Below are 26,208 nucleotides of genomic sequence, written 5' to 3'. Positions count from 1 at the left end.
AGACGGCGGAGTATCATGGATATAAGGTGATAGATGTCACGGGCAAGTGCAAACACGGCCGTTCGCCATTCACACAATACCAGGCAAATTATTTGTTACATGAGATTTGCTTCGCGAAGCAGTTACCCCATGATAAAATGTAGCTTCATTACTTAGACAATTCTTTACAGGCAAACGGTATGGCCTCTACAATTGAACAATTACTCGACAAGCTAGATAGGTCGCGGGAGCGACTGCTCGTTGCTCTGGATGAACTGCCGGACGAAGCATTATTAGAACCCAACACCGTGGGAAACTGGTCGGTTGCCGATTTGCTAGTGCAGCAAACCGCTTGGGAATCTGAACTAGTGACCGGATTATTGCGCATTTCGCAGGGCAAAAAACCGGGTCGGCTACTGGCAGCACTGAAACATGATGAAGAATACGGCCGTCTTCGCTACGAAGAAAACAAGGGGCGCGATCTAGATCGCATTTTTGACGATTTGCCCCAGGTGCGGATACAGGTTGAGGAGTGGCTAGAGGAATTTTCCGAGAAGCAGCTTAGCAAAAAGGGTCATTTTTCCTGGCTGAAAAACCGCACGCTGGCAGACCTGATTGCCCAACTTACCTACGAGCACGAGCTGCGTTACTTGCCGCAGGTGGAAGCGTTAGCCCAAAAATGGCAGGCACCACCGGCCAGCATGACAATCTCGCTTACACCTAAAAATGAATCAACAGATTTCATACATGAGGATGAACCGGATGACAGCTTCGCAAATTGATTTGAATGTTTACCAGGCAGCGCGGGAAACGGCCGTACTCACCGACCGCAGCGACCTGGGCGTACTTATTTTCAGTGGGGAAACTCGCTTCGACCTGCTGAACCGCATGTCTACCCAAAAAGTGCTGACAATGGCCAAAGGGGAAGGCACAGCCACCATTCTCACCACCGACATCGGCCGTATCATCGATCGACTGCTGCTTTATCCCACTAACAGCACCATTTACGCGCTCACCAGCGAAAACAACAGTGACAACATCGCTCGCTACCTGATGCGCTTTGTCTTCTTTCAGGATGATTTCCACATTCAGGACATTAGCAGCGGCACTTTGGTTTTTGGTTTGTATGGGCCTCAGGCGCGGCAAAAAGCAATCGAGGCAGGCTTCACGGATGAGGAACTGCCGCTGCATTATTGGCGGCAGGCCACCATTGGCGAGGCAACCGCTTACCTGCACCGAACTGATCCTATTCATGGCGACGGCTACCTCATCATTGGCGAGGAAAAAGACCGCGACGTCTTGTGGCAGCGGCTGTTGGACACAGGGCTAACAGTCACCGATGCGGATGCTTTTGAGTATTTGCGGATTGAGGCTGGGCTACCCCGCTTTGGCCGTGAATTAAGTGGCGACTACATTCCGCTAGAAGCCAATTTGTGGGCAGATGTGTCGTTCAATAAGGGATGTTATATTGGGCAGGAAATCATCGCTCGCATGGAAAGCCGGGGCAAGTTAGCCAAGAAGCTGGTGCAGCTCACCGCCAACAGGTCATTGCAAGCTGGCAGCGAGATACAGGCAAACGGCAAAAATGCGGGGACTATTACGTCAACGGCCGTTGGCCCTCACGGCACTATTGGATTGGGCTATGTAAAAACGGCTGTCTTAGAGTCTGGAAGCGAGCTGTTTGTGGGCGAAACGGCCGTGCAGGTTAGATAATAAACGCCAGCACCGTACCCGTTATCAAAATAAGCAAGAAGCCTGGCCATAATGCCCGCCGCAATGCTTGTGAGCCACTGCCGAGAACGATACCCCCTTTCACGACCGTGTTGGACATTGTCGCTAGCACAATCGCCCGCGCCGCGGTAGAAAGCTCCAGATTGCCGCTGCTGCTCAGTTCCGCCATCGACAGGGTAATGGCATCTACATCCGCCAGGCCAGACAAAATGCTGGAAAGATAAACTCCCGTATCACCAAAATAAAGCTGTGCCGCTCGTGCCACGAGCAAAATAACTCCGTACAACAAACCAAATGTAATGGCTGGCCCTAGCTCAAAGGGATTAGATACAGCGACCCCACCCGCATCTGCGGTGCGGGGTGCAAAGTAGAGATACATGCCGTAGGCCATTCCCGCCAAGCCCGCCACCGTAATCGGTAACCAGACCACATTCAGCAGCGGCAAATTGGTGACCGCTACCTCTACCAACACCCGCCCAAACATAATCGTCCACGCGATGAGAATGGCGAGAGCAAAGGGCTTGGCCAGCTGGGCCTCTTTTTGGCTGCGCTGAGAGAAACTGAGGGTAACGGCCGTACTCGATACCAATCCCCCCAACAAACCGGTTAGCCCGATACCCTGGCGCGACCCTACCAGCTTGATGAGCACGTAGCCCAAAAAGCTGATGCCAGAGATAAGCACCACCATTAGCCAAATTTTGTACGGATTCAGCACGTCCAGGGGTGGTGGGCCAAAAGATTGATTGGGCAAAACGGGCAGGATAATCGCCGTAATGATGGCAAATTTCAGCGTGGCCACAATATCCTCACGGGTGAGGCGCGCTGCAAAGCCATGAAGCTCTAACTTAAACGAGAGCAGTGCCGTGGTTACAACCCCCAATGCCACTGCGATTTCCAACTGATCCCAAAAGCAAAGCGCACCGGCCAACACCACAATGACAGCCGCTACTTCTGTGGTCATGCCCACGCTGCCGCGCATTCCGGTGATGACGTAAGCGGCCGTAATGAGCATCCCCAGCAACAGGAAGATGCCAATAAATGCCCACGGCTGCCCCAACTCATTTGCCACAAATGCGGCCGTACAACCAGCCAAACTCAGCAGGGCAAAGGTTCGTATCCCAGCAAATATCTTGCGTGAGCGATCAGCCTCATCGTCTGCATCGGCTTCGCGCTGCAGACCTACCAGAACGCCAATAAAAAGGGCAACCCCGAAACGATAGAAGAGTGTATGAACCATTTTCGCATCTCCTCTAACCTAAATACGGCCGAATTCTCTTGCCAATTGTGCCACCGAAAGATAAATAAAGGTTGGCTTCCCCTGCGGATCAGTGAAGGGATCGGTGCATTTTTCCAGGTTGTGGATAAGCTGCTCCATTTGTGCTAGCGTCAGCGATTGGCCGGGACGCAAGGAGATCGTTTGGCAAACGGCCGTTACCAACCCCGCCTCTTCCACAACGCCCTTACTCTGCTCTAACTCAGTAACCACGGCAATGAGCAAGCGAGCTGGATCGGCACTGGCGGCAATCTTGGGCACCGCCCGCACCATGAAGGTATTGGGGCCAAATGCTTCAAACTGCACCCCAATCCGGGCCACACTCTCCTGGAACTGTGCCAGCAATTGGGCTTGCGGTTCAGAGAGCGTAACGGCCGTTCCCGTCGAGAGCGTCTGCACCGTCACATTGTCCGCCGCCCACTCGGCTTGGAGCTGCTCAAACAATGCCCGCTGGTGCGCCGCCTGCTGGTCAATCAGGAACATGCCTTCAGGCCCCTCAGTAATGATATACGAAGCTCCCACCTGCCCCACCACGCGCATAATCGGCAGGTGCGAACCACTGTCACCTTCCATTTGGGGCAATGGCAAAGCGCCATCGGCTTCGGATGGTGCCGCAGACTCGTCTAACCAGCTCAGAGCCAAATCTGCTTGCTCACCACTGGCTCCAATAAATGCTTCCGGGTTTAGCGCACCCATCCAACCGGGCGACTCGCCGCCATTGTTGCTGCCCAACGCCCAGGCAGACATTTGCCGCGTGGGGGCATCTGCCACCAGCGTTTGGCGTACAGCTCGCTGCACGGTGCTAAACGGGGCTTTGCCCTGCCGGAAGCGCACTTCTGTCTTGGTGGGATGCACGTTCACGTCTACATCTTCTGGCGGTAACTGCATAAAAATAAGCCCCAGCGGATACCGCCCCGACGGCAGCAGAGTATGGTACGCTTGAATGACAGCATAGGTAAGCTGCGTATCTTTTACCCAACGGCCGTTTACAAACAGCGTAATCTGCCCCCGATTGGCAAAATGTACGCCCGGCGGGCCAACAAAGCCAGTCACTTCGATTGGGGAATGACTGGACTGTTCGCCCTCAATCTCCATTCTCCAATCGCCAATCTCTAAAAGTTGCCTGGCAATCTCTGGCCCATAAATCGCCACCAGCACGTCCCGCACCTGGCCGCTGCCGCTGCTTTGAAAGGTGATACGGCCGTTGTGCGTCAATCGAAACCGAATCTGTGGATACGCCAGCGCGTACCGAGTGACAAACTCGTCAATGAGTCGCTTTTCAGTAGCGGCCGTTTTCAAAAATTTCAGACGGGCTGGCACATTGTAAAAAAGATTTTCTACCGCAATGACCGTCCCTTGCGGCGCGCCAACCGCCTCCCGATTCACCACCTCGCCCCCCTCTAGCACCAGCCGCGTTCCAGCATCAGTGCCTTCAGAGCGAGAAACAATCGTCACCTGGCTCACGGCGGAAATGGCAGCTAACGCCTCCCCCCGAAAGCCAAGGGTGCGAATGGCGTTCAAATCTTCAATTGTGGTTAATTTGGAGGTGGCATGGCGCAAAAAAGCTGTTTCGATTTCTTCAGCCGCAATCCCTTGCCCATTGTCGGCGACTTGAATGCTCTCTCGCCCGCCCTGGCGCACGTCAACATTGATATTGGTAGCTCCGGCATCAATGGCGTTTTCGACCAGTTCCTTCACCACGGAAGACGGCCGTTCCACCACTTCGCCGGCGGCAATCTGAGAGGCAAGCTGGTCTGACAACTGCTGAATCTTCATGCCCCAATTGTACCACAGCGGCACTGTGAGGAGTGAGCATCCTCAGATGCGAACGGTTGGGCATCTGAGGATGCCCACTCCTCTAATTGAGATTATTTTTGCATAATCTGGGTCTTGAGTTGTTCGATGGCGGCGCGAGTGGAGGCAAAAGCGATTTCAGGCAGATTGTCTGGCGCAAAAAAGGCGGCAGCGTCTGCATCATCTCCAGCTTGAATCTCTCCGCCAAGCAGCCTTGCTTTGTACATAATGAAAATAGAGGCCCCCCCCTGGCCTGGCGGATTTTGGTACACGCCAATTAAATCCTCAATAGCAACATGCAGGTTTGTCTCTTCCAGAGCTTCACGAACGGCCGTTTCCTCTGGATTCTCGCCCGCATCCAAAAAACCTGCCGGAATGCTCCATTTGCCAATTTCCGGGTGCATGGTGCGGCGCACCAGCAAAATTTTGCCCTCATTTACCACAAACACACCCACGCCCACCTTAGGATCGGTGAAATGAATAAAGCCGCAGCCAGGGCAAACCCGGCGCGGCTTGTCGGCAATTGTGCGCGTTTCCATCTGCGTGGCGCAGTGGCTGCAATATTTTACCTTTTCTGGGGCAGAAGGATTGGTCATTCTGGGTTAATAAATCTCACGCGAAGCCGCAAAGAAAAGAGTTAGCTATCATCTTTGCGGCTTCGCGTGAAAAATGTAGTTCTGATTCTGATATTGTATTTCTGAAATTTACCGTTGGCGGCGAGCGTAGATAGTGAGACCAAGCAGCAAGAGCAGCAGACCGCCCAGGCCAACTTGCCACCACAGCAGCGGGTTCGCTGGCAGGTCAACAGTCCGGTCTAACAAATCCTCTTCAGGAGGAACGGCCGTATCCTCAACAGCTTCTACCTCATTCTCTATAACTGAATCTGGTGCATCGGCAACAGTGTCGTTGGCCATATCACTGCCTTCGATTGCCACTTCTGGATCACGATCTGGCAATGGCGTTGGCGGCGTGACGCGCGGCGAGGTTGAAACAGTTGGCGTTGACAGTGGGGTTGTCGTGGCGGCAGCTTCAGCCGTTGCTTCGGGGGCAAGAAATTCACCATCCTCGGCAGTATCTCCCTGCAACGCGTCGGCGGCAGGTTCTTCTGGCGGGGCTGCTTCCTCGGCGGCGGCGTCAGCAGATTCTTCCGCAGCAACCTCCGCCATCGCTTCTTCGTCCATCATCTCTGCTTCGGTAGACAGCTCTTCATCAGCATCTTCTTCAACCATTTCCGTTTCTTCGGCCTCAAACGCCAAAGATTCTACAGCTTCATCAACAGCACTCTCTTCAACTTGCGCCACATCTGCCGCCGGTGCCAGCGCAGGCTCGGCACTGATGCCAAACCCAGTGAAAAGGCCTGAGGCCAATGCAAAAATAAAGAAGAAGGCCGCCATCGCCGTCGCTGTGCGTAAGGCAGGGTACGCCTGCACCCACGGCTGGCGGGCTGGCGGGCGGCTAAATTCAGCCGGATCCAAAATGAAATTACGCGGCACCTCTCGCTGGGGCAGCTGGCGCAGGCTTTGCTTGATGAGCAGTAGCTGTTCCACTTCCTGGCGCAGCCCATCGTCTTGAGCCATCTCCTGCTCAAACTGCTGCCGGGAACGGCCGTTCAAGACTCCATCCACATATGCTGCGATGGTTTCCTGCCGCTTCTCCTCGGCCGATTTCGTTAGGTTCCGCAAATAATCAAACATTTCTTTTCAGAGTTGCAAGTCTGCAAGTAAGCAAGTTGCAAGTGATTGGCTCACCTGCACACTTGCAGACTGCAACTCGCATACTTTCATAACCGTCATTCACCCTGTAAACGATAGTTCGCCGGTAAAAGTTCCCTGAACCCTTGCAAACAGTCACGCAGCTTAGACCTGGCCCGACTCACGCGCGATTTGACGGTGCCAAGCGACACTTCCGTCATTTCAGCGATGGCATTGTAATCGTACCCTTCTACATCGCAGAGAACGGCCGTTACCCGCTGATCATCCGGCAAATTTTGCAAACATTCCTCGATGGCTTGGACCAATTCCAACTGCTGCTGCCGCTGCTCTGGCCCAATCGCTGGATCACGCAAAAAAGCAAACGACTCCTGATTATCTTCCGTGATGCCTTCTAAAGAAGATTGGGGACGACGCTTGCGGCGGCGTAGCTCATCGTAGCAGCCATTGGTAGTAATTCGCAGCAGCCACGCCTTGAAGTTCCCCCCCTGAAATTTGTTCAGCGATTTATAGGCACGGATGAATGCCTCTTGCGCCGCATCCTCCGCCGACTGCGGATCGCCCATGATGCGATAGGCAACGTTGTACACAATCTGCTGGTAATGCAAAACCAGCCCATTGTAGGCCTGGACATTCCCCTTTTTTGCCTGCGCGATTAGCTTCTCTTCATCCATGAAATTGCCGCTAAAAAGCGTGTTTATTGACAGAAAAAACAGCCTGATTTATACTCCCGCACGTCCTAAAATCTGGCCGAAGTGGCGGAACTGGCAGACGCGCACGACTCAAACTCGTGTTCCTTCGGGAGTGTGGGTTCGATTCCCACCTTCGGCACTGGTCATCCCGCAAAAGGATGAAGTTCCAGCAAGGTCGCTGGATTATAAGCCCCGCACTGGGGCAGGGCAAATTCAGAGGGCTGCACCAGCATGGGCAGCCCTCTTTTTATGTTAACTATTTAGATCTGTATGAATCGTCTTCCTACCCCCATTTATATCCTGCTTGGACTCGCTATTGGTATTGGTCTGGGTCTGGCAATTGGCTGGGTTTTCTGGCCGACGGAGTTCACCGATGCCAATCCCACCGTCCTGGAGGATCGTTATCGACGTGACTATGTCCAGCTCATTGCTGATGGGTACGCGCTAGACAACAATCTGGTGCTAGCGCAACAGCGCATTGCCGATTTGGGGGAAGATGGCGAAGCCTATTTGCTGCAGGTGCTTATCGAAATGATTTTGCGGCAGGAGGATGAGGCAGCGATTCGTCGTCTGACGCGGCTGGCCAATGACATCGGCCAATACACGCCAGCAATGGATCCATATCTACCCACAGAGCCGGAGGCGACCCCATGACACCGCCCCCCCGCAGACGACCGGGGCGCAGACCGCCACCCATTTGGCGACGTCTCAGCAGCACGGGCTGGCTGTTGTTGAGCCTTGTCATGGGGCTGATTGGTGGCTTGTACTACGCTTGGGTGGTTGATCCGGTTGTGTTTACCGATGCGAGCCCGGCTCGGTTTAATGAACGGTATCAGGAAGAGTACATTATTCTCGTGAGCCAAAGCTACGCTGTCAACCAGAATTGGCCGCTGGCGCAGCAGCGATTAATTGCCTTGGAAGACCCAAATATTGCAGAAACGGTGAATGATTTGCTGGAAACGGCCGTTCGCCAAAATCGCCCCGCCCCCCTCCTGGAACAACTGGCTGTGGTGGCCCGCCAACTGGGGGCGCAAGGGCAGGCGATTGCCCTCTTTGCACCCACGCTGCCCGCTGGCACCGTCCAGCCCACACCCACCCCTGCCGTTCAAACCACTCCCACCAATACACCCCCGCCTGCGGCAACGACTACAAATACGGCCGTTCCCACCGACACCGCCACACGCCCTGCCACCGCCACGCCGCAACCCAACTACCGCGTCACGGAGCAAACTCGCCTGTGCAGCGATGACGAAGCGATCAGCCGCATTGAAGTTATCGTGCTGGATGCGCTTTTGAATGAGTCACCGGGGATAGAGGTGGAAGTAACGTGGCAAAACGGCCGTGATCGCTTTTTTACTGGATTCAAGCCCGAAAACGGCCGTGGCTACGCCGATTTTGAGATGTCGCCAGACATTTCCTATACAGTACGTTTGCCAGATGGCAGTCCCGAAGTCAGCGGGCTGCGCATTGAGGAATGCGCCAGCGGCTTCAGCGGCGGCTGGCAGCTCACCTTCCAAAACCTCCGCGACTAAGAAAAGAAGTTCAACTTTTTGAAAAAGTTGAACTTCTCGTCATTCGTCAAATAGCAGATGCTTAATATCCTGATTGTCATCACCCGCCTCTACGTATTCAGCATATTCTGCAATCGAGGAAAATTGTGACAAGATAATATTTGGTTTAGGTAGTGTCCCTTCTCGTAATCCTACGTAATCACGATAGCTAGAAAAATGCCAATCTGTTGGGTGTTTGACAAGTTTGGCTTCTACAGGATTTCGGTGAATGTATCGAGACAAATGAAGTAAATAGCCTTCCTTATCCACACGCTTACCCTTGTAACGACCTTGAAATAATGAACCAACACGATATTGTTCTCTGTTGATCGCTTTTGTGTAGGAAGTCCCAAAAGGTTGCATTACAGACCTGCCAAAATCTTCACACAAGACACGTACTAACAAATGAAAATGGTTGGGCATTAGGCAGTAAGCAATGATGACGGCCGTTTCATCCATGAAGTATTCGCGCAATCTTTGTATGAAAAAGCCCCAATTATGCTTGGCAAAGAAAATTGCCTGACGATTGACGCCGCGATTGTATATGTGATAGTAATGTCCTGGGATATATGTTGTTTTGCTCATAGTTATTGCCCCGAAAAGTGAAGTTCAACTTCTGGCAGAAGTTGAACTTCTTGGCTATTCAATGATGGGATCGTCGTAGTAGAAGGGGACGACCTGGAACCAGGTGTTGCCCACCTGCAGCGGCACGGGGTTGCCCTCATTGTCTACGAAGGTGAACATATCGCTGCGGTTTTGGCGTAGCCAGGTCACGTCGTACTTTTGGCCGTCACGAATGAGCATGGCGTAGCCACGCCCCCAAATCTGAATTTCGGTGGTGTGCAGATCGCAGCCGCCGTCATCACGCGGATAAACGCAAATTTCGCGGTCAAACGTATGTGGCGCGTAAAGGATGATGACGTTAGCGGCACTGACTTGCTCACCGTTGTTGTCATCAATGAAGATTTCGTCATCGACTGTGCGATAGTAACGGCCGTCCGCCTCATCATATTCCCACACCACTTTGGACCAGGTTGAGTAGTTAATTTCCACGTAACTGGCTGGCTCGCCATCGGGCGGCGGCGTGGTATCAAAAGCCATATTCGTGGTAAAACGCGGCGCACGGTTGTCGTTGCCCCATTCCACAGCCTCCCACAGTCCCTCCGGATCGGCAAATAGAGTATGCTCGAAGGGAATGCTGGGATCATCTTCTTTGCGATAAAAGCCAGTGGCCGTCTCACGGTAGATACGGTCGCTGATATCGGTTTGGGCAATGGCGTCCAATATAAGCGGATGGGAACCAGACATGAATATAGCCGCGTCGTACATGGCGGGCAGCTCTTTATCGATGAGACGCGCACTGCGGATGGGACCAACATCAATCGGGGTTTGGCCGTAAAAGATGGCGGAAAAGCGAGTAATGTTGGTTTCGGTGACATGCTCGAACACGATGTCTGCCTGGCCAATGCCGTGCTGCGGCCGGGTGTAGCTGGCCGGGTTGTTAGAGATTTTGATGGCAATTGGCCGTCTTTGCAGCACAGACGGATCGGCCATCAGCTCGCCAGTGAGTGGATTGCGATCCGTGCCAAAATCCTCGGCAGAATAGATGGCAACCGGTTCTGGCGTGGCGGTTGGCTCTGGTGTGTTTGTCGGTGTGGGGTCTTCATTAATTACCGCAGGAGGGGGCAAAGTAATAGTGGGAACCACAGGTGGCGGAAGCGTGGCTGTGGCTGGTGAGGTAGGCGATACGGCCGTTTCCACCGCTACAACGTCCGCAGACGATGTCGAATTAACATTGTCAACCAAAGCCGACGACCCTTCGCTACCACAGGCGACCAAAGCGGCCACCAGAATGACCAAAGTAATAAGCTGAAATGTATGTTGGATTGTTTTAACCATCCGGTTATTTTATTCGCTGTCGAGAATCAAAGCCAGATTTTTGTATTAAAAGTTGCGGGTCTCCCCAATCGACTTTAGAAAATCTGTGCTATAATTTTCCCCTTTCAAGCCAAACTGGATTTTTTTTATGAGTGCAACCACCTACGTAGCCATTGACGTCGAAACAACCGGACTAGACCCCAAAACCGACAGTATCATCGAAGTTGCTGCTATCACCTTTCGCGGCAACGATATTTTGGATGAATATTCCTCACTCGTAAACCCACATCGGGAAGTGCCGCCGTTTATTACCCAGCTTACGGGCATCACCCAGGCGATGGTGGATGAGGCTCCCACCATGTTTACCCTGCGCTCCCACCTGCGCCCCAAGCTAAGGGATCATGTACTGGTGGGGCATAACGTGGGCTTCGATTTGGGCTTTCTGGAGGCAGAGCGGCTCGGTGTAGGCAACCATCGGCTAGATACCGTTACGCTCGCTTCCATTTTGTTCCCAGATGCGGGGCGTTTTAATTTGGAATCGCTTGTGAACTATTTAGGGCTGCCTAACCCGCATGGCAGCCAAACCCATCGCGCCCTGGATGACGCCGAGCAGACGGTGGAGCTATTTTTGGCATTGCGAGAACGGGCTATGGGGTTACAGCTTAGCCAAATTGATGAATTGGTAGAAGCGGGGCAGCGGCTGGGCTGGCCCGAAACCATCTTTTTTGAAGATATTTTGGCTGAGCGGGTGCGCACCGCTTTTGAAGGAAAAGAGTTGCGCCATCGGGGGCGGCTGCCCCGCCTGTTTGTTCCCGGAAAGCTGGAAGGGCGTGCAGCCGTTCCGGCCGAAAATCCCAACATGCTAGACCCAGATTTAGTCGCCAGCATGATCCAGCCGGGGGGCAACTTTAGCCAGCTTTTTGATGCGTTTGAGTACCGGCCGCAGCAGGTGGAAATGTTGGATGCGGTTGTTGGTGCCTTTAATGACGGGGCACACGTGATGGTAGAAGCTGGCACGGGGACGGGCAAAAGTATTGCTTATCTGATTCCAGCAGCGTTTTGGTCGGTAGAAAACGGCCGTCGCGTCGTCATCTCCACCAACACCATCAATTTGCAGGATCAGCTCATCGGCAAAGATATTCCCGAACTGCAAAAAGTGCTGCCATTTGAACTGCGTGCGGCCGTTCGCAAAGGGAAGCGCAACTATGTGTGTACCCGCCTTTTCCAGCAGATGCGCCACAGCGGCCCCAGCAACAGTGATGAGATGGCCCTCTACGCCCGCATTTTGCTCTGGTTACCGACCACCGAGACAGGCGACGTGGCAGAACTGAACTTGCGGACGCCGGGCGAGCGGCTGGCGTGGTCCCGCCTGAACGGGGAAAACGCCTCCTGCTCATCAGACCATTGCGCGGCAGAAAACTGCCCGCTACACGTGGCCAAACGCCGGGCCGAGCTGGCCAATCTAGTCATTGTGAACCATTCGCTGCTGCTCTCAGATTTGGCCAACGAAAATATGGTGCTGCCCCAATTTTACGATTTGATTGTAGACGAGGCGCATCATCTGGAATCGGCCGTTACTGATGGTTTGAGTTTTCGGGCAGACAAGCGGTTTTTAGAAGCCATTTTGGACGATGTGAACAAGCAGCGCGGCGGGCTGCTGTCCGATTTGCAAAGTCGGCTAGAAGCCGCGCTGCCGCCTGATTTTGCGACTAAATTTGCGGAGCTTATCAACCGGATTCGGCGGGAAGGGCAGTCGGCTGTCATTCGGCTGGATGAGTTTTTCACCACGCTCACCTACTTTTTGTCCGAAGCGATGAACCGGCGCAGTCAGTTTGCCCAGCAAATTCGTATCACCCCAGCGGTGCGGGTGCAGCCAGGCTTTGACGAGGTAGAGATTAGCTGGGACAACCTGAGCCGTCACCTGCACGGCATTGTGGACGGCTTTACCAAGCTGGCGGGTGGACTGAATGACATTGCCGAGCAGTTTGATGTGGAGGATGGTGAGGATTTGCAGCTGGCCTTGATGAGTAACGGCCGTTCCCTTGAAGAAACCCGTCTCAACCTGGATGGCATCATATTGTCGCCTGACAACCAGATGATCTACTGGGTAGAGGTGTTCAAAGAGCGTGTTTCGCTGCACGCAGCGCCGCTGCACGTGGGGCCGTTGGTGCAAAGCAACATCTTTGAGGCGTTGGAAACAGTGGTGCTCACCTCTGCCACCATGCGTACTGCCGGGCCAGACGCCCGCGAAGAGGCCAACTTTGCCTACATCCGCGAACGGCTGCACGCCTACGACGTGGACGAGCTGGCCGTTGGCTCGCCGTTCGATTACGAAAACCAGACGTTGCTTTACCTGGTTACAGATATTTCAGAACCCAACCAGCCTGGCTACCAGCGAATGCTGGAAGATGCCATTGTGGATGTGGCTACCTCGCTAGGTGGGCGCACAATGGTGCTTTTCACCGCCTACAGCCAGCTCAACCAAACTGCCAAAGCGATTGAAGGCTCATTGGCAGACGCAGGCATCACTACGCTGGCACAATCTTCTGGCGGCTCACGCCAGCAACTTCTGGACCAATTCAAAAAGCCAGATGCACAGGCCGTGCTGCTGGGGACGCGCTCCTTTTGGGAAGGGGTGGACGTACCGGGTGAGGCTTTGCAAGCAGTCCTCATCGCTAAGCTGCCCTTTGATGTGCCCTCAGACCCCGTCTTTGCAGCCCGCTCGGAAACGTTCGACAATGCGTTTTTTGAATATTCGGTGCCAGAGGCGGTGCTGCGATTCCGGCAAGGATTCGGCCGTTTGAACCGGCGCACCACCGATGAAGGAGTTGTCATCATTTTAGACAAACGGGTGATTACCAAGCGGTACGGCCAAATGTTTGTGGATGCGCTGCCAGAATGCACCGTGCTGCGCCAGCGGCTAGACCGCATCGGGGAGCTCACCTTGCGCTGGCTCAATCGGGATCGCTAAACTGTACTGGTTCATGAACAAACCCAGCATCTCCAGAATGCGATTTCTTGAAGAGATCGCATTTTTTATTGCTTCCATGCAAACCACAGAAAATATCTTGAAAAACGATGGGCCATTGCTCTGTGGTTTGCTCAAGTAAAAGCGGGAGAAACGGCTTTGCTTATTTCAACTTACATTCCCGCTTTTACACATACCATTGGATCGTTTTCGGATCGTTGCATTTATATACTGCTTTACAGTGTGGTGGGTAGTTTACCTGTATTCTGTGCGCCATGAGTGAAATTGCTGGAAACGGCCGTTCAGATTAACGGAAAGAAAGTCATACATAATGTGGTATTGAGTTGATCTAAACCAATTACCTATAGCTAAGACAGCGACCTCTTTTACTATTGTTATTCAGATAAAAGCGGGCGGCTTCTCAAAAGAAATAAGCAAAGTTACTTCTCCCGCTTTTACAATTGTTGTTCCAACTGAGCCTGAACTTTCTCAAGCCACACTGGCCATTTCACACCCTACTTACCTTCGGGTCAGCAGAAAAAATCCATTTTATCTTTTAGGAGAGATTTTTATGAAAAATTTGAACAAGCACTTGATATTCTTGCTGTTGGCAGCCTTTTTGTTCGGCACGGTGCTAACAGCCTGCGGTGGTGAGGATCCAACGCCGACACCACGCCCCGCCAACGACGATGACGATGATGGCGATCCGCCGCCAGAAGAGGACCCAACTGAAGAACCCGAAGAAGAACCAACGGATGAACCAGACCCAACCCCTGAACCAACCGAAGAACCTACCCCCGAACCAACAGATGAGCCAGACCCAACCGCTGGTTTTGCTCAATTTTCTAACGCGACCTTGGGTCTAGACTTCTCTTACCCAGATGATTGGGCTATCGAATTTGATGAACTAGGCAGTTCAGTCGACTTGGCCTCTAGCCAGGAAGTTTTAGACAGTGCCGATGACAACATTACCGGTGCCATCATGAATATTGTCCTCTTTAACCGGGCAGACCTGGAATTTCTGGCAACGGATGGGTTGGACATGAGCAATCCGGCGGATGTACTAAGCATCTTCACAGAACAAATTGCCCTGGCTGGTGGGGATGAAGCATTTGAATTGGCTATCACCCAGGAGCCAGTGGCTACAACAATTAACGGGCAGGAAGCGGCCGTGGCACTAGCCAGAGCCACCTCCACCACCGACAACGAAGAAGCTAACGTTCGTCTTTCTGTTATTTTGGGCGAGGCACGGGCAGCGTTTATCTTCTCGGGCACTGAACTATCTTCTGAGTCAGAGTATCAGCCAATTTTGGATGCAATTGAAAACTCTATCGTGATCTCTACCCCAGAAGGCACGCCACCAATTGGTACAGGCGATGGCACTGGTGAACTGCCAGTTAGCCAGGGCTTCTTGCTGTATGGTGATACCATCAACTCCTCCGTGGATGCTACAGGCCCATCTGTTTGGGATTTCGTCGGGCTTGAAGGTGAATCCGTAGACATCATTGTTGAACCTGAAGGCGATTTTGATGTGGTCGTTGACGTACTGAACGAAAGCGGGGCTTCTATTTTGCCCAATGGCGAAATTGATGCTTCTTTTGGCACCGAAGAGGTACGCAATCTGGTTATTCCAGCAGCTGGCCTATACTACATCTCCGTACGAGGTTTTGCAGATGCAACTGGCAATTACTCCCTGATGCTCGTTGAGTCTGGCGAAGCTAGCACCACGCCACCTGTTACAGGTGGTGAAGGCACGCCTATTGCCTATGGCGATTTCGTGTCTGGCGTCATTGATGCCGCTAATCCCGTTGCTGCCTACTCTTTTGCAGGTTCCGCCGACGACATTGCTGGTGCCGTCATCACCCCCTTGGGTGGTTTCGACGTTGTGGTGGACGTAATTGATGCCTCAGGCAACTCGTTGCTTTCTCGTGAACGTGATGCTTCTTTCACCATTGAGAACGTGCTTTTTGCTCTACCCGCAGACGGTGTTTACACCATCCAGGTATATGGCTTTGACGGCGCAACTGGCAGCTTCGACATGCAATTAGGGGTTCCGTTCACCAACGTTGTCTTTGCCAACCCAGATACGCTGGAAGCAGACGATGAAGGTGCAGGCCACTCCTTCCCCTTCCGACCACTGCGAGCAGGTGATATGGTGGGCATCTATGCTGAACCGGAAGATGGTCTGGACATTGCCGTACAGGTACGTAAAGGTGACGAACTGCTAGGTGCAGAAGTCGGCATTGACAGCTCACTTGAGGGCGATGATTCCGAGCGCGGCTTTGACGTTGCTGTGGGTGCAGAAGAGTTTGCCATGATTGCCTCTGAAGCCACCTGGTACTCTTTCCGTGTACTCAATTCACAGGATGAAGATTTTGGCGGAAACATTGGCAATTACGAAGTTACCTTGTTTGGCAACCCGGAAATTGTCTTCGAGTTAGCCTACGGCGATTTCGTTGACGCGCGAACCAATCCAGACGGTTTGATTGATTACGTGATGAGCGGTTCCATTGGAGACTCGTTGGTTATCAACGTTCAGTCCGATGATGATTCAGTAGACCTCATAATCGAAGTGCTAGACTTGGATGAAAACGTACTCGCTTCTGTGGATGATGGTTTTTCAGGTGAACCGGAAGATTTAGTTTACACGTTTGAAAGTGAAGATTTGGTTATCATTCGCGTCCGTGATTTCACCGGCGGCGAAGGTGACTTCATCATGTCTGTTGATTCACAATAACAGTAAGCAGTGTTCAGTAAATCAGTGATCAGTAAACGATCTGATTACTGAATACCGAAAACTGATTACGATGGATAATGAAGGGGCTGGCAGGGATGTCAGCCTCTTTTGTTTGGGCAGTGGCGACGGAAACGGCCGTATCTTTCCTTTTTGGCCTGGGTTATATATAGCTGGATGAATGATTTTGATTGTGGAGGCAGCATGAACCAACAAAAACGACGAGTCGTTGTCACCGGGCTAGGCACGCTCAACCCGCTAGGAAATGATGTACAAGCCACCTGGCAAAAAATTTGCCAAGGCGAATCTGGCATTGATACCATCACCGCATTTGATGCAAGTGAATACAAAACCACCTTTGCTGGCGAAGTCAAAAATTTTGATCCGCGCGACCATTTTGACCGCAAAGAAGTACGTCGTATGTCACGCATGACGCAGTTTGCTCTGTTTGCTGCCCAGCAAGCTATTGATGATTCTGGGCTAACCGTGACAGCCAAAAATAAAAATCGGATCGGCGTGGTTGTGGGCAGTGGCATGGGTAGCCTGGACCCGATTGTAGATAATGTCAACGTGCTGAACGAGCGCGGCCCGTACCGCGTCAGCCCATTTTTTGTGCCGATGATGCTGGCTGACACGCCTGCTGCTACTGTGTCGATCCAGTACGGTTTGGGTGGCCCCAACATGTCTGTGGCCACGGCGTGCGCCACGGGCAATGACGCCATTGGGCAAGCGGCCCGCGTCATCCAGCACGGGGCAGCCGATGTGATGGTTGCCGGTGGCTCGGAAGCGTGCCTGATGCCCCTTGCCTTTGCTGGCTTCAGCGTGATGAAGGCACTCTCTACTCGCAATGAAACACCGCAAGAAGCATCACGGCCGTTTGATCAGACGCGGGATGGTTTTGTGGTTAGTGAAGGGGCTGCCATTGTGGTGCTGGAAGAATTGGAACACGCACTGGCGCGTGGAGCCACCATCTATGGCGAATTTCTGGGATATGGTGCCAGTGCCGACGCCTACCACATCTCTATGCCTGCCGAAGATGGCTCTGGCGCAATTGCTGCGATGCGTGCTGCCCTGGCAGACGCGGCTGTTGAACCTGCATCGGTGGATTACATTAGTGCTCACGGTACCAGCACGCCGCTCAACGACAAATCGGAAACGGCCGCTATCAAGCAAGTGCTTGGTGAAGCTGCCTATGACACCCCCGTCAGCTCTACCAAATCCATGCACGGCCATCTGTTGGGCGCGTCTGGTTCATTAGAAGCCATTATCTGTCTAAAAGCTATTGGGGATAATTTGCTGCCGCCCACCATTAACTACGGCACGCCAGACCCGGAATGCGATCTGGATTACGTACCCAACACCGCCCGCCCCGCTCAAGTGGACGTTACCATGTCTAATGGCTTTGGTCTCGGCGGGCATAATGCAACGCTCGTTCTAGGACGTTATCAGTAGCTGAAACATCAAAGATTCCACAGATTAAAAAGATTATCTTGAATCTGCGAAATCTTTGTTTTCGTTCTATTTCTAGTAAAAGGCTTAAGGGAGTTCGCCTATACGCGTGAGCTTGCGCTCTAAATCGGCTTCGGTGCGGCCCATGTTGTGGTCCAGGTAGGGGTAGGCCAGCCAAACCAGCATAAAGCCAAACAAGGCCCCCGTGAAAGTTCGCAGGAAGGGGGTGCTTTCTCGCAACGGGAAGATGCTGCCAAGCAACGCCTGGATGCCTGCCGGATCGCCACCATTTAGCGGCGTGGCATAGTAGCCAAAGAGCTGGCTAAAGCCGTCTAGCCCGATTGGCCCCATGCCCACAATGAGAAAGAGGATGAGGGGTAACGGCCGTATCTTCCGAAACCGTCGCACAAACCCATACAATAGCCCCCCAATCAATACAAACCCATAAATGGCAATGTCGCGCTCACACAGGGCCATCTTGTACCCCAACTGCTCATTGCCCACAAACTCGCGGGCGGCAATGAAAAAATCGGCCCAATTTTCATCGGTAATGCCAGCAAACTCTGGCAATGTGCTGGCGTAGCTTTCTAATGAGTTTAGCGACGTCCCGGCCAATTCACGCGGATAAGCCACCTGCTCTCCAAATAGAAAAAAGCTGCGCGAAGCCATCTGGTGACACATCGGGCTATAAATAGTGTAAATCACCCGTGCGGGACCAGTTGCCCCGGCGTTCATCAAGACCGGAGCCAAAATGGGCAACGCCACGTAAATCGCAATGATCGTATTGAGCACGCCCAGCCAATGTTTGCTGAATCTGTAAATCAGCTTGTCTGCACCGATGACAAAATCGCGCGTGCGACCGGTTACTTTTTTCTTAGGGGGCGTTGTCATATCAGGTTCCTTCTAAAACACAGTTCCTCAGAAGTTCAACTTTTGGGAAAGGTTGAACTTCTGCAAGTATAGCGAAGATACCGGAATTGTGCTGGCTAGTTGGCAGCAGTTGGAATAGTATCTGCCAAATAGCCATCAATTTGCGACTGAACCATTGGCCCTCGATGGATGGCGGTCACCTCGCCAGCCCCGTTGATGAAAAAGGTTGTGGGCAAAATATTGGCCACGCCGTATAGTTCGGAAACAGTGCCTTCATCGTCGAGTACGGCCGTAAAGCTCAACCCCAGCTCCTGAAAAAAGTCAGACACATCGGCGGCAGATTCTTGCTGATCCAACGCTAAAATAACCAGGTTATCATCCTGATAGGCGTGAAATGCAGCTTCCAGCTCTGGCATTTCAATACGGCAGGGGGCACACCACGTTGCCCAAAAATTGATGATCACCGGTTGCCCGGCAAAGTTGCTCAGCCGCACTTCATTTCCCTCAACATCATTCAGCACAAAATCGTAAGCTAGTGACCCAACTTCTAGGGGGCCGCCCCCTGTGGGGAGATTGTTTGTGATCACTTCGGCGGCTTCAAAAGCAGGCACCTGCTCCAAAATGGACCCCACTTCATCAGCAGCCGCAGGCTCGTTTGTGCCGCCAAACAGGTTGCCGCCAAAAATGATTAGCGTGAGTGCCAATCCTAGCACTACAAATCCACCGATGATGAATAGAGGATTACGGCCGTTTCCTCCAGAATCTTTTCTCTTGCTATCAACATCCATGTCATTTGACATAACAAAACTCCGTTAAAAATAAAAAACCTCCCAAAGAATCAAAAACGTATCTATTCCAGGGAGGTTAAGAAGAAACTATCAGAAACTAGGGCTGGAAAAATTCAATAAATCTTTCTTCCAAAAGGACAAACCATTCAGAAAATTCATACTGTCCCACCAGCGCGTTGATGCTGGTCAGGGTCCCGTTAAGCATTAAAATCGCCAGCAAAATAAAGAGGGCACCACTGATAAGCTGTGTGGAGTGCAAATGCACCGTCACGCGCCGCTCTTCGGAACTGGTAAAAACCCACAGGGCTGCGCCAATGAGAGTGACCGCCAGCAACCCAATCTCATGGCCAAACGTCACGGTCTGGCCGCCAAAGAAATCGAAGTTGAAGAATGCATAATCCAGCACGGCAACAAGTACCCGCCAAATTGCCAATGCCCAAACCAAGGCTACCACAAAGGTGTGTGTGTCTAGCTCCCAGCCCTTACCGCGCAAGAAGCGCCAAAACAGGCTTTGGCGGCTCATACGGCCGAAAAAGGTAGACACCACTAGTAGCGGTAAACCCAAGCCCAGCGTGTATATGAACAGCAGCATCATACCGTTCCACACAGAGGTGGTTTGTGCAGCCAGCGTCAACACCGTGCCCAAAATGGGACCAATGCAGCTTGTCCAACCCACGGCAAAACTCAAGCCAAAGAGGTAAGAGCCTTGCACAGTCGTGCTTTTGGGCTGCGCACCACCGGTGCCACTGGCATCCATGCCACCAAACCCCTTGCCCAATAAACTCAGCACGCCAAAAACCATCACTACTGAGCCGCCCACCAAAATGAGCAACTGCTGGTTGCGCAGCAATGTCTTGCCCACGGCAAAACCCACAGCACCAAACAAAGTAAATGTGGTTGCCAACCCGAGCATAAAAGCAATGGTGTTAGCCGCAATCTGTTTACGGCCGCTTTGGAAGGCAAAAGCAAAGTAAGCTGTAAGTACAGGCAAAGTACAAGGAGAAGCAAAGCTGAGTAAGCCGCCGCCAAAGGCTAACAACGCCAGCACCGCAAAAGGCTGGGTTTGCAGCCCAACAGCAAATTCGGGCGTACTGTTATCTTGGAAAAACGTCCCGAAGATAAGAAACAGGAGGACGGCCGTTCCAACACCAATCAACAATTTTTGACCCGTTGAAAGCGAACGAATCGGTTCGGGAATAGTTAACGATTTGAGCATAATGGATTCTCCAAAATGAGAGATGTATTTGGTCGTTTAGATGCAAAGCTGCTGCCAAATCTTACGTGTTAGCAATATAAGCTCAACAATATCTCTCTAAACAGCAAAATAAGTAACGCCGCCTACACAAACTCAGCTACCCAGCCGCCTCCTCATCATCCTGTAATAATCGTTCCATAAGCTGAATATCTTGCTGCAAATTCCGCTGACGCAAAACGAGGCTCACAATATAAATCAGCCCAATCACACCCATCACCATATAGCCAAGCAGCATATAATTGTTGAACGTGTTCGGATTCACCGAAGACTGCAACGCAATATTTAGGAAAAATGAGTTCATTACACATTCCCTCCCTGCAAACGCGCCGCCACGCGCATTTTTAATGAATCAACATTATCCATCAAATGTTGCAGTCGAATGCGATTAAACATCCAGGCAAGGTACATAATCAAGAATGAGATGGAGGTTGACGTCAGCGTTATCCCCATGCGCATCGACTCCAGCCCCGGGGCAATATCTTGCAGCCCTTCAGACGCCCCCTGAGCCGCCTCGGTCGTGCCGCCAAACACAACCGGATGAATATCACGGAAAATGCGAATACTAATGTAGGTCATGATGATGGTAACAAAAGCAACAATGACGTAAATAGCGCCAAACCGTGCCCGTCTATCTTGCTCTTCAATTGCGCCTCGCAGCATGAAGTAAGCTGCATAGGTTAACCACGCCACCGTTATCAATGTCAGGCGCGGACTCCAAAGCCACCACGTGTTCCATGCCGGTTTACCCCATACTGAGCCTGCGGCCGTCGTAATTGTCAAAAACACCAGCCCAACCTCTACTGAAGATAGCGCAATGGTGTCCCAGATTTGTCGCTTTTGGCGTAAGTAAAGTGCGCCAGCAACAAGCGCTACAAAAAAGGCGACAGCACCAACCCAAGCTGTGCCAACATGAAAGTAAAAAATGCGCTGTACGTTCCCCATCGTTCGTTCAGTGGGGGCATAAAAAAAGGTCAAGCCCAAACTTACCATCAGCGTAATGATCGCTAGCCAGTTCAGTATCGGAATCCATCGGTTCAAACGGGGTAAACTCATGTTCTTACTCCTTCTTTCATCGGGGTTCTCTTTCTTTCCTTTAGAATAACAAACCTTTGCCTGTTGGTCGCAGGATTATCACAATTCTTTAGTAAACAAGGCAAGGGGACTCTTTAAGATTCTACAACAAGATGATAAGTAAACAGGCCGGTCGCTAGAATGACAAGGTCGTAGGCAGCAACCAAAGAGACCATGCTGCGGATAATAGACATATCTGGCTCTACCGTCATCATTTCGCCAACGGCCGTTGCTGCTGGCAGTATCAACGGCAACACCAATGGCATTAGCAAAATTGGGAGCAGCACCTCACGCGCCCGCGTCTGCATGGTCATCGACGTGATCAACACGCCAGCGGCCACGTAACCAATGGTCCCTAAAAATAAAACCAGCAAAACAATGGGCTGCCAAAACGGCTTGTTAAAAAATATGATGAAGACAAACACCAACACCACTTCCAGCAGCAGCGTGAAAATCGTTACGCTTATCACCTTGGCCAAATAAACAGCCCGGCGATCAATCGGGGCAATCAAAACGGCATCAATGTTCTGGTTTTCGCGCTCAATCGCCAGCGAGCGGTTCAATCCTAATGTGCCAGCCAACAAAATCGTGGCCCATAATAATCCTGTAGATACATTCCGAGCCGCATCCAGTTCCGTTTCTAAAGCAAAGTTAAACATTACTACCGTTACCAAGGAAAACATCACCATTACACTAACGGTTTGGCGCGTGTGCCTTTCAATTTGCAAATCCTTCCAGACGATGGCCCAAACGGCCGTTACAAATTGATTACCGTTGGAAGGATTAGCTGTTGCTGCGGTTGGTGCGTTATCCATTCTGTTTGCTCATGCCTGCTTTGCGTCCTGTTTGCGCCGCATAAATATCCAAGAATTCACTCCCCGTTACTTCGCCATTGGCCACTTCCTGCACAATTTTGCCACGGCTCAAGATGGCCACCCGATCACACAAATTTAAGCCATGCACCAAATCGTGCGTAATCATCAGGATGGTACGGCCGTTAGCCGACTCTTGACGCAGCAAATCATCTAGCAAGGCAGACGCATCCTGATCCAAACCCGTGTACGGTTCATCCAACAGCAGCACATCTGGCTCATGGATAGTTGCCCGGGCTAATGTTAGCCGCTGCATCATTCCCCGGGAAAAGGTACGCACCGCATCTCGCTGCCGCGCCGCTAATCCAACTCGCCTCAACGCCTCTGCCACGCGTGCTTCACTATCATCTAAACGATATAGCTTGGCAAAAAACAAAAGATTTTCTGCAGCTGTCAAATCACCATAAAGCAGCGTCTGATGCGACACCAAACCAATGTGCTGCCGAACTCGGTCGCTAAACTGCGGCATAAGCCATCCCCCAATTTTTACCTCGCCGCTGGTCGGTTTAAGCAGCGTAGCCACAATACGCATCAAGGTTGATTTGCCTGCGCCATTAGGCCCAACTAAAGTGACAAAGGCACCTGCCTGCACATGCAAATTTACCCCACGCAACACGGGGTTCAAGCCATACTGTTTTACAAGCCCACTAATTTGGATCATCGGTTCAATTTTAGGTTCTCTTTCGCTTTCGGCAAGTGCCGATTGTCACGCCTGGTTTTGTGACACATCACACTTAAAGCAACGTTTGCTTTCCACCAAAATCAGCCAAAATCCCGATTCGCTCGCAAAAAAACCAGATACTATGCAAATATTCACGATTTATTAACGGGATTACCTATTTTTGGCACTATAAGGGTAAAACAAGCCCAAAATCCCTATGGGAATAGTACCCAGGTCAGGGTCAACAAAGCGGCAGAATAGTGACAATTCCCACAATTAACACTTTATGTTAATAAAAAGGTTGCGCAGCCTGTAGATTTTTCTCTATAATAATGGCCAACCTTCGGGAAGAGGGACTTAATTTGCTATTGAATTTATCCGGAACAATTACTCCCTGGATATTGGGGACTCTCATTTTACTATTGCTGCTTGCACTCGCCGTTGTGTTTAAATCATGGCGAGAGATGAAGCGTTCGCCTTACTTCTTTATGCGCCTGCAAGCAGAAAAACGACTTCAAACCTATTCCTTTGCAAGTTTGGGTTTGTTGGCCGCAGCGACTTTATTTGCGTTTTATGCGCTGCGCCCCCCGGTTGATAACACCCCACTGGTTGCTGTTCTCACAAATGCCAAACCCGTTTCTGAAGAAGTTGCCGCCTTGGCCATACAAGATCGCACCGCCGTTGAGTTTACCCCTGAAACGGCCGTTACCTCTCAAATTATTTCCACCAGCAATGACCAACTATTCTTAACCGACCCCGATTCATTAGTACAAGCAAGGTTGGAACTACCCGAGCAGTTTGACCGCTTTGACCCAAAAGTTGAATTAGACGAGGCCACAGCTCTCGGTGATATTAGTTTCTCTACCAAAATCAACGATGATTATGAAGCGGTAGATGCGACCAATATTTTTGCCGTTGGGTCATACACTGTTTATGCAACCTTCTCTTACGATGGTATGGCTGACGGCATGGTTTGGTCTTGGGTATGGCGGCACGATGGCGAAGTGGTAGCGGGCGGCAATGAATATTGGGAACATGGCACAGACGGCCCCGGCTACATCTTCTACAATCCAGAAGAAGGGTTTCGCGCTGGGGAATATACACTTGAAGTATGGGTTAACGGTGAACAGCTTACGCGCTCTAACTTGCGTATGACTGGTTCAGCCTTATCAACTGGTAACTAATCAACAGCGTGCGGCCGTTTGGCTGCATTGTTGTTTTGATGGGAAGAGAAGAGGAAGAAGTGTTAGCCCGACCAAATTTTGGTCGGGCTTTTGGTTTCTTGCTATCTGTTCAGACGGCAACGGCCGTATTGCCACAAACGGCTCAGCTCCTCTAATCGCAACCCCGCACACACTAGCACGTAAATTAATCCGCCTACGCTGCTAACCAAAATGAGCCGTAGCAGAACGGCCGTATCATCCAACCAGCCCTGTACCAACCACATCCCCCCAGCCATCAGCAGCGTGGCCACGCCCATGCGCCACAGCCCATTGAGCAGCGAGTATCCCTGAATGCCGCCCAGTTTGCGGCGCAGCAGCCAAAGCAGCAATAGCACTTCGATCACATTTGATAAGCTGAAGCCCAGGGCCAACCCACCCAACGGCAGCCAGCCCATCTGCGGAAAAATCGTCTGGCTAAACCACAGGCTTAGTAACCACATAATCACAATTTGTATACCACCTGCTAGAATAGGCGTTAGCGTATCGCTTAGGGCGTAAAACGTGCGGGCAACTACTTCCAGTATGAGCAATGGTAACAGGCCTACTGCGTAAAACAACAGTGCCCAGCTAACAAACTGCGTATCTTCACTGCTGAAAATGCCCCGTTCAAACGCCAATGCCACAACAGGTTCTCCCAAAATTGCAAAAACAACCGAGAAGGGGAACCCTAAAAACAAAACAATCCGCAGCGAGTCGGCAAAAATTTGGCGCATTTCACCCTTCTCGCCACGTGCGGCCAGCGAAGAGAGGGTTGGAAATGCCGCAATGCCCAAAGCCTGCCCAATCATCCCTTGCGGTAAAATGATTAGCTTGAAAGCCGTATTTAGGGCTGGCAAGCTGCCAATGGCCATAGGATTAGTAAGCACAATAATTAAAAACTTATTTACTTCGCTAAAAGAAAGTCCCAATACACGGGGCGACATCAACTTAAGAACCTGCCGGACGCCGGGATCACGTAAAGAGAGGACGGCCGTATACCGAGCCTCCTTCTGCTTCAACCCAGGCAGTTGCACTAAGAAATGCCCGGCCGCGCCAACCACCGTACCGACAGCAAAGCCAAGGGCAACATCCTCAGGCTGGCTACTTGGCCACAGCAGCCCCCCCGTAATAATGCCCACATTGTAAATTGTGGGAGCCAACGCGGGCAGTAAAAAATGCTGGCGGGCATTTAAGGCCCCCATAATTACCCCACTCGCCCCAAAAATAATGGGGGAGATCAGCATGATGCGCATCAGTCGCACTGTTAACGGCAGCAGTTCAGGATTGGCCGCCACCTTTTCATCAGCCAACCAAATGACCAATTGCGGCGCAAACAGGATGCTAAGAAGCGAAACGGCCGTTACCACCACCGTCAACAAATTAATCACATTAGAAAAAAGCCGCCAACCACTGGCACTGTCGTCCTGCTCGAAATAGGCAGCAAATGTGGGAATAAAGGCGGAGCCAATCGCTCCACCAGCGATAATTAAGAAGATCGTTTCTGGGAAACGTGCAGCAATCTCATATGCTTCAGATGGGAACGTTTTAACGCCCAAGTTGGCTTTGATCACGATCTCCCGCACCAGCCCTACTATGCGGCTAAGCAATACCGCCACACTCACCAACCCAGCCGCCCGCATCACCAAAGCACGACTGTTGGAAATGGCCGTTTCGGGCCTAATCTCTTCGTTATTTTCATCAATAGACATAGATGGGAATTATACGTGTGGAC

General features: G+C 51.7%; 23 protein-coding genes and 1 tRNA gene. 9 read left to right on the top strand and 15 right to left on the bottom strand.

Going from position 1 to position 26,208, the window contains the following annotated elements:
* Positions 1-179: 179 nt before the first annotated feature.
* Both ACOQPU_RS18790 and ACOQPU_RS18785 read left to right on the top strand, forming a co-directional pair.
* Positions 180-761 (top strand): DinB family protein, encoded by a 582-nt coding sequence (locus tag ACOQPU_RS18790; RefSeq protein WP_420641367.1) that lies wholly within the window; start codon positions 180-182, stop codon positions 759-761.
* Positions 742-1,692, top strand: a complete 951-nt coding sequence (locus tag ACOQPU_RS18785; RefSeq protein WP_420641366.1) for a YgfZ/GcvT domain-containing protein — start codon at positions 742-744, stop codon at positions 1,690-1,692. The genes ACOQPU_RS18790 and ACOQPU_RS18785 overlap by 20 nt, the downstream gene beginning before the upstream one ends.
* On the opposite strand, the gene ACOQPU_RS18780 is transcribed toward ACOQPU_RS18785, so the two are convergent.
* From ACOQPU_RS18780 to ACOQPU_RS18760, 5 genes are all read right to left on the bottom strand, one after another.
* Entirely contained in the window at positions 1,685-2,947 is a 1,263-nt protein-coding gene (locus tag ACOQPU_RS18780; RefSeq protein WP_420641365.1) for an MgtC/SapB family protein, read from the bottom strand. The genes ACOQPU_RS18785 and ACOQPU_RS18780 overlap by 8 nt on opposite strands.
* 18 nt (positions 2,948-2,965) lie before the next feature.
* Complete coding sequence (gene mutL, locus ACOQPU_RS18775) at positions 2,966-4,759, bottom strand: DNA mismatch repair endonuclease MutL (protein ID WP_420641364.1); 1,794 nt, start codon at positions 4,757-4,759, stop codon at positions 2,966-2,968.
* A 92-nt stretch (positions 4,760-4,851) separates the two neighbouring features.
* Positions 4,852-5,373, bottom strand: a complete 522-nt coding sequence (locus tag ACOQPU_RS18770; RefSeq protein WP_420641363.1) for an NUDIX domain-containing protein — start codon at positions 5,371-5,373, stop codon at positions 4,852-4,854.
* 108 nt (positions 5,374-5,481) lie between these two features.
* On the bottom strand, positions 5,482-6,471 hold the full coding sequence (locus ACOQPU_RS18765; protein WP_420641362.1) for an anti-sigma factor family protein: 990 nt from the start codon (positions 6,469-6,471) through the stop codon (positions 5,482-5,484).
* A gap of 95 nt (positions 6,472-6,566) precedes the next feature.
* The gene (locus ACOQPU_RS18760) at positions 6,567-7,160 is read right to left on the bottom strand and encodes an RNA polymerase sigma factor (protein ID WP_420641361.1); all 594 of its coding nucleotides are present in this window, start codon (positions 7,158-7,160) and stop codon (positions 6,567-6,569) included.
* A 75-nt stretch (positions 7,161-7,235) separates the two neighbouring features.
* Between ACOQPU_RS18760 and ACOQPU_RS18755 the strand changes: the two genes are divergently transcribed.
* The 3 genes from ACOQPU_RS18755 (at position 7,236) to ACOQPU_RS18745 (ending at position 8,710) form a co-directional block, all read left to right on the top strand.
* Positions 7,236-7,317, top strand: a tRNA-Leu gene (locus ACOQPU_RS18755).
* Positions 7,318-7,448: 131 nt separating this feature from the next.
* Positions 7,449-7,832 carry a hypothetical protein gene (locus ACOQPU_RS18750; RefSeq protein WP_420641360.1) on the top strand — a complete coding sequence of 128 codons (384 nt, stop codon included), beginning with the start codon at positions 7,449-7,451 and terminating at the stop codon, positions 7,830-7,832.
* Positions 7,829-8,710, top strand: coding sequence for a hypothetical protein (locus ACOQPU_RS18745; RefSeq protein WP_420641359.1), 882 nt, complete (start codon positions 7,829-7,831; stop codon positions 8,708-8,710). Before ACOQPU_RS18750 ends, ACOQPU_RS18745 begins: the two co-directional genes overlap by 4 nt.
* Positions 8,711-8,749: 39 nt before the next feature.
* Here the strand turns inward: ACOQPU_RS18745 and ACOQPU_RS18740 are convergent, their stop codons facing one another.
* A complete protein-coding gene (locus ACOQPU_RS18740; protein ID WP_420641358.1) occupies positions 8,750-9,313 on the bottom strand; it encodes a transposase in 564 nt (187 codons plus the stop codon).
* Between the two features lie 54 nt (positions 9,314-9,367).
* Positions 9,368-10,627, bottom strand: coding sequence for a DUF3048 domain-containing protein (locus ACOQPU_RS18735; RefSeq protein WP_420641357.1), 1,260 nt, complete (start codon positions 10,625-10,627; stop codon positions 9,368-9,370).
* A gap of 127 nt (positions 10,628-10,754) precedes the next feature.
* Here ACOQPU_RS18735 and ACOQPU_RS18730 point away from each other — a divergent pair, with 127 nt between their 5' ends.
* The 3 genes from ACOQPU_RS18730 (at position 10,755) to fabF (ending at position 17,760) form a co-directional block, all read left to right on the top strand.
* The gene (locus ACOQPU_RS18730; RefSeq protein ID WP_420641356.1) at positions 10,755-13,577 is read left to right on the top strand and encodes a helicase C-terminal domain-containing protein; all 2,823 of its coding nucleotides are present in this window, start codon (positions 10,755-10,757) and stop codon (positions 13,575-13,577) included.
* Positions 13,578-14,145: 568 nt separating this feature from the next.
* Positions 14,146-16,311, top strand: coding sequence for a hypothetical protein (locus tag ACOQPU_RS18725; RefSeq protein WP_420641355.1), 2,166 nt, complete (start codon positions 14,146-14,148; stop codon positions 16,309-16,311).
* A 201-nt stretch (positions 16,312-16,512) separates the two neighbouring features.
* The gene (gene fabF, locus ACOQPU_RS18720) at positions 16,513-17,760 is read left to right on the top strand and encodes a beta-ketoacyl-ACP synthase II (RefSeq protein WP_420641354.1); all 1,248 of its coding nucleotides are present in this window, start codon (positions 16,513-16,515) and stop codon (positions 17,758-17,760) included.
* An 84-nt stretch (positions 17,761-17,844) separates the two neighbouring features.
* Here fabF and ACOQPU_RS18715 read toward each other — a convergent pair whose 3' ends face one another.
* The 7 genes from ACOQPU_RS18715 to ccmA form a co-directional block, all read right to left on the bottom strand.
* Complete coding sequence (locus ACOQPU_RS18715) at positions 17,845-18,648, bottom strand: DUF2085 domain-containing protein (RefSeq protein WP_420641353.1); 804 nt, start codon at positions 18,646-18,648, stop codon at positions 17,845-17,847.
* Positions 18,649-18,743: 95 nt separating this feature from the next.
* Positions 18,744-19,427, bottom strand: coding sequence for a redoxin domain-containing protein (locus tag ACOQPU_RS18710; protein ID WP_420641352.1), 684 nt, complete (start codon positions 19,425-19,427; stop codon positions 18,744-18,746).
* A gap of 85 nt (positions 19,428-19,512) precedes the next feature.
* On the bottom strand, positions 19,513-20,631 hold the full coding sequence (locus ACOQPU_RS18705) for a cytochrome c biogenesis CcdA family protein (protein ID WP_420641351.1): 1,119 nt from the start codon (positions 20,629-20,631) through the stop codon (positions 19,513-19,515).
* Positions 20,632-20,767: 136 nt separating this feature from the next.
* A complete protein-coding gene (locus ACOQPU_RS18700) occupies positions 20,768-20,971 on the bottom strand; it encodes a hypothetical protein (RefSeq protein ID WP_420641350.1) in 204 nt (67 codons plus the stop codon).
* Positions 20,971-21,723 (bottom strand): cytochrome c biogenesis protein, encoded by a 753-nt coding sequence (locus tag ACOQPU_RS18695; RefSeq protein WP_420641349.1) that lies wholly within the window; start codon positions 21,721-21,723, stop codon positions 20,971-20,973. The genes ACOQPU_RS18700 and ACOQPU_RS18695 overlap by 1 nt, the downstream gene beginning before the upstream one ends.
* Positions 21,724-21,836: 113 nt before the next feature.
* On the bottom strand, positions 21,837-22,556 hold the full coding sequence (locus tag ACOQPU_RS18690; RefSeq protein WP_420641348.1) for a heme exporter protein CcmB: 720 nt from the start codon (positions 22,554-22,556) through the stop codon (positions 21,837-21,839).
* Entirely contained in the window at positions 22,549-23,274 is a 726-nt protein-coding gene (gene ccmA, locus ACOQPU_RS18685) for a heme ABC exporter ATP-binding protein CcmA (RefSeq protein WP_420641347.1), read from the bottom strand. The genes ACOQPU_RS18690 and ccmA overlap by 8 nt, the downstream gene beginning before the upstream one ends.
* A 464-nt stretch (positions 23,275-23,738) precedes the next feature.
* Between ccmA and ACOQPU_RS18680 the strand changes: the two genes are divergently transcribed.
* Complete coding sequence (locus tag ACOQPU_RS18680) at positions 23,739-24,458, top strand: hypothetical protein (RefSeq protein WP_420641346.1); 720 nt, start codon at positions 23,739-23,741, stop codon at positions 24,456-24,458.
* A gap of 101 nt (positions 24,459-24,559) precedes the next feature.
* Here ACOQPU_RS18680 and murJ read toward each other — a convergent pair whose 3' ends face one another.
* Complete coding sequence (murJ, locus tag ACOQPU_RS18675) at positions 24,560-26,185, bottom strand: murein biosynthesis integral membrane protein MurJ (RefSeq protein WP_420641345.1); 1,626 nt, start codon at positions 26,183-26,185, stop codon at positions 24,560-24,562.
* Between the last annotated feature and the right edge of the window lie 23 nt (positions 26,186-26,208).

The sequence above is a fragment of the Candidatus Leptofilum sp. genome (genome assembly GCF_965223285.1).
Classification (GTDB): domain Bacteria; phylum Chloroflexota; class Anaerolineae; order Promineifilales; family Promineifilaceae; genus Leptofilum.
This window is presented reverse-complemented; position numbering and strand designations above follow the sequence as displayed.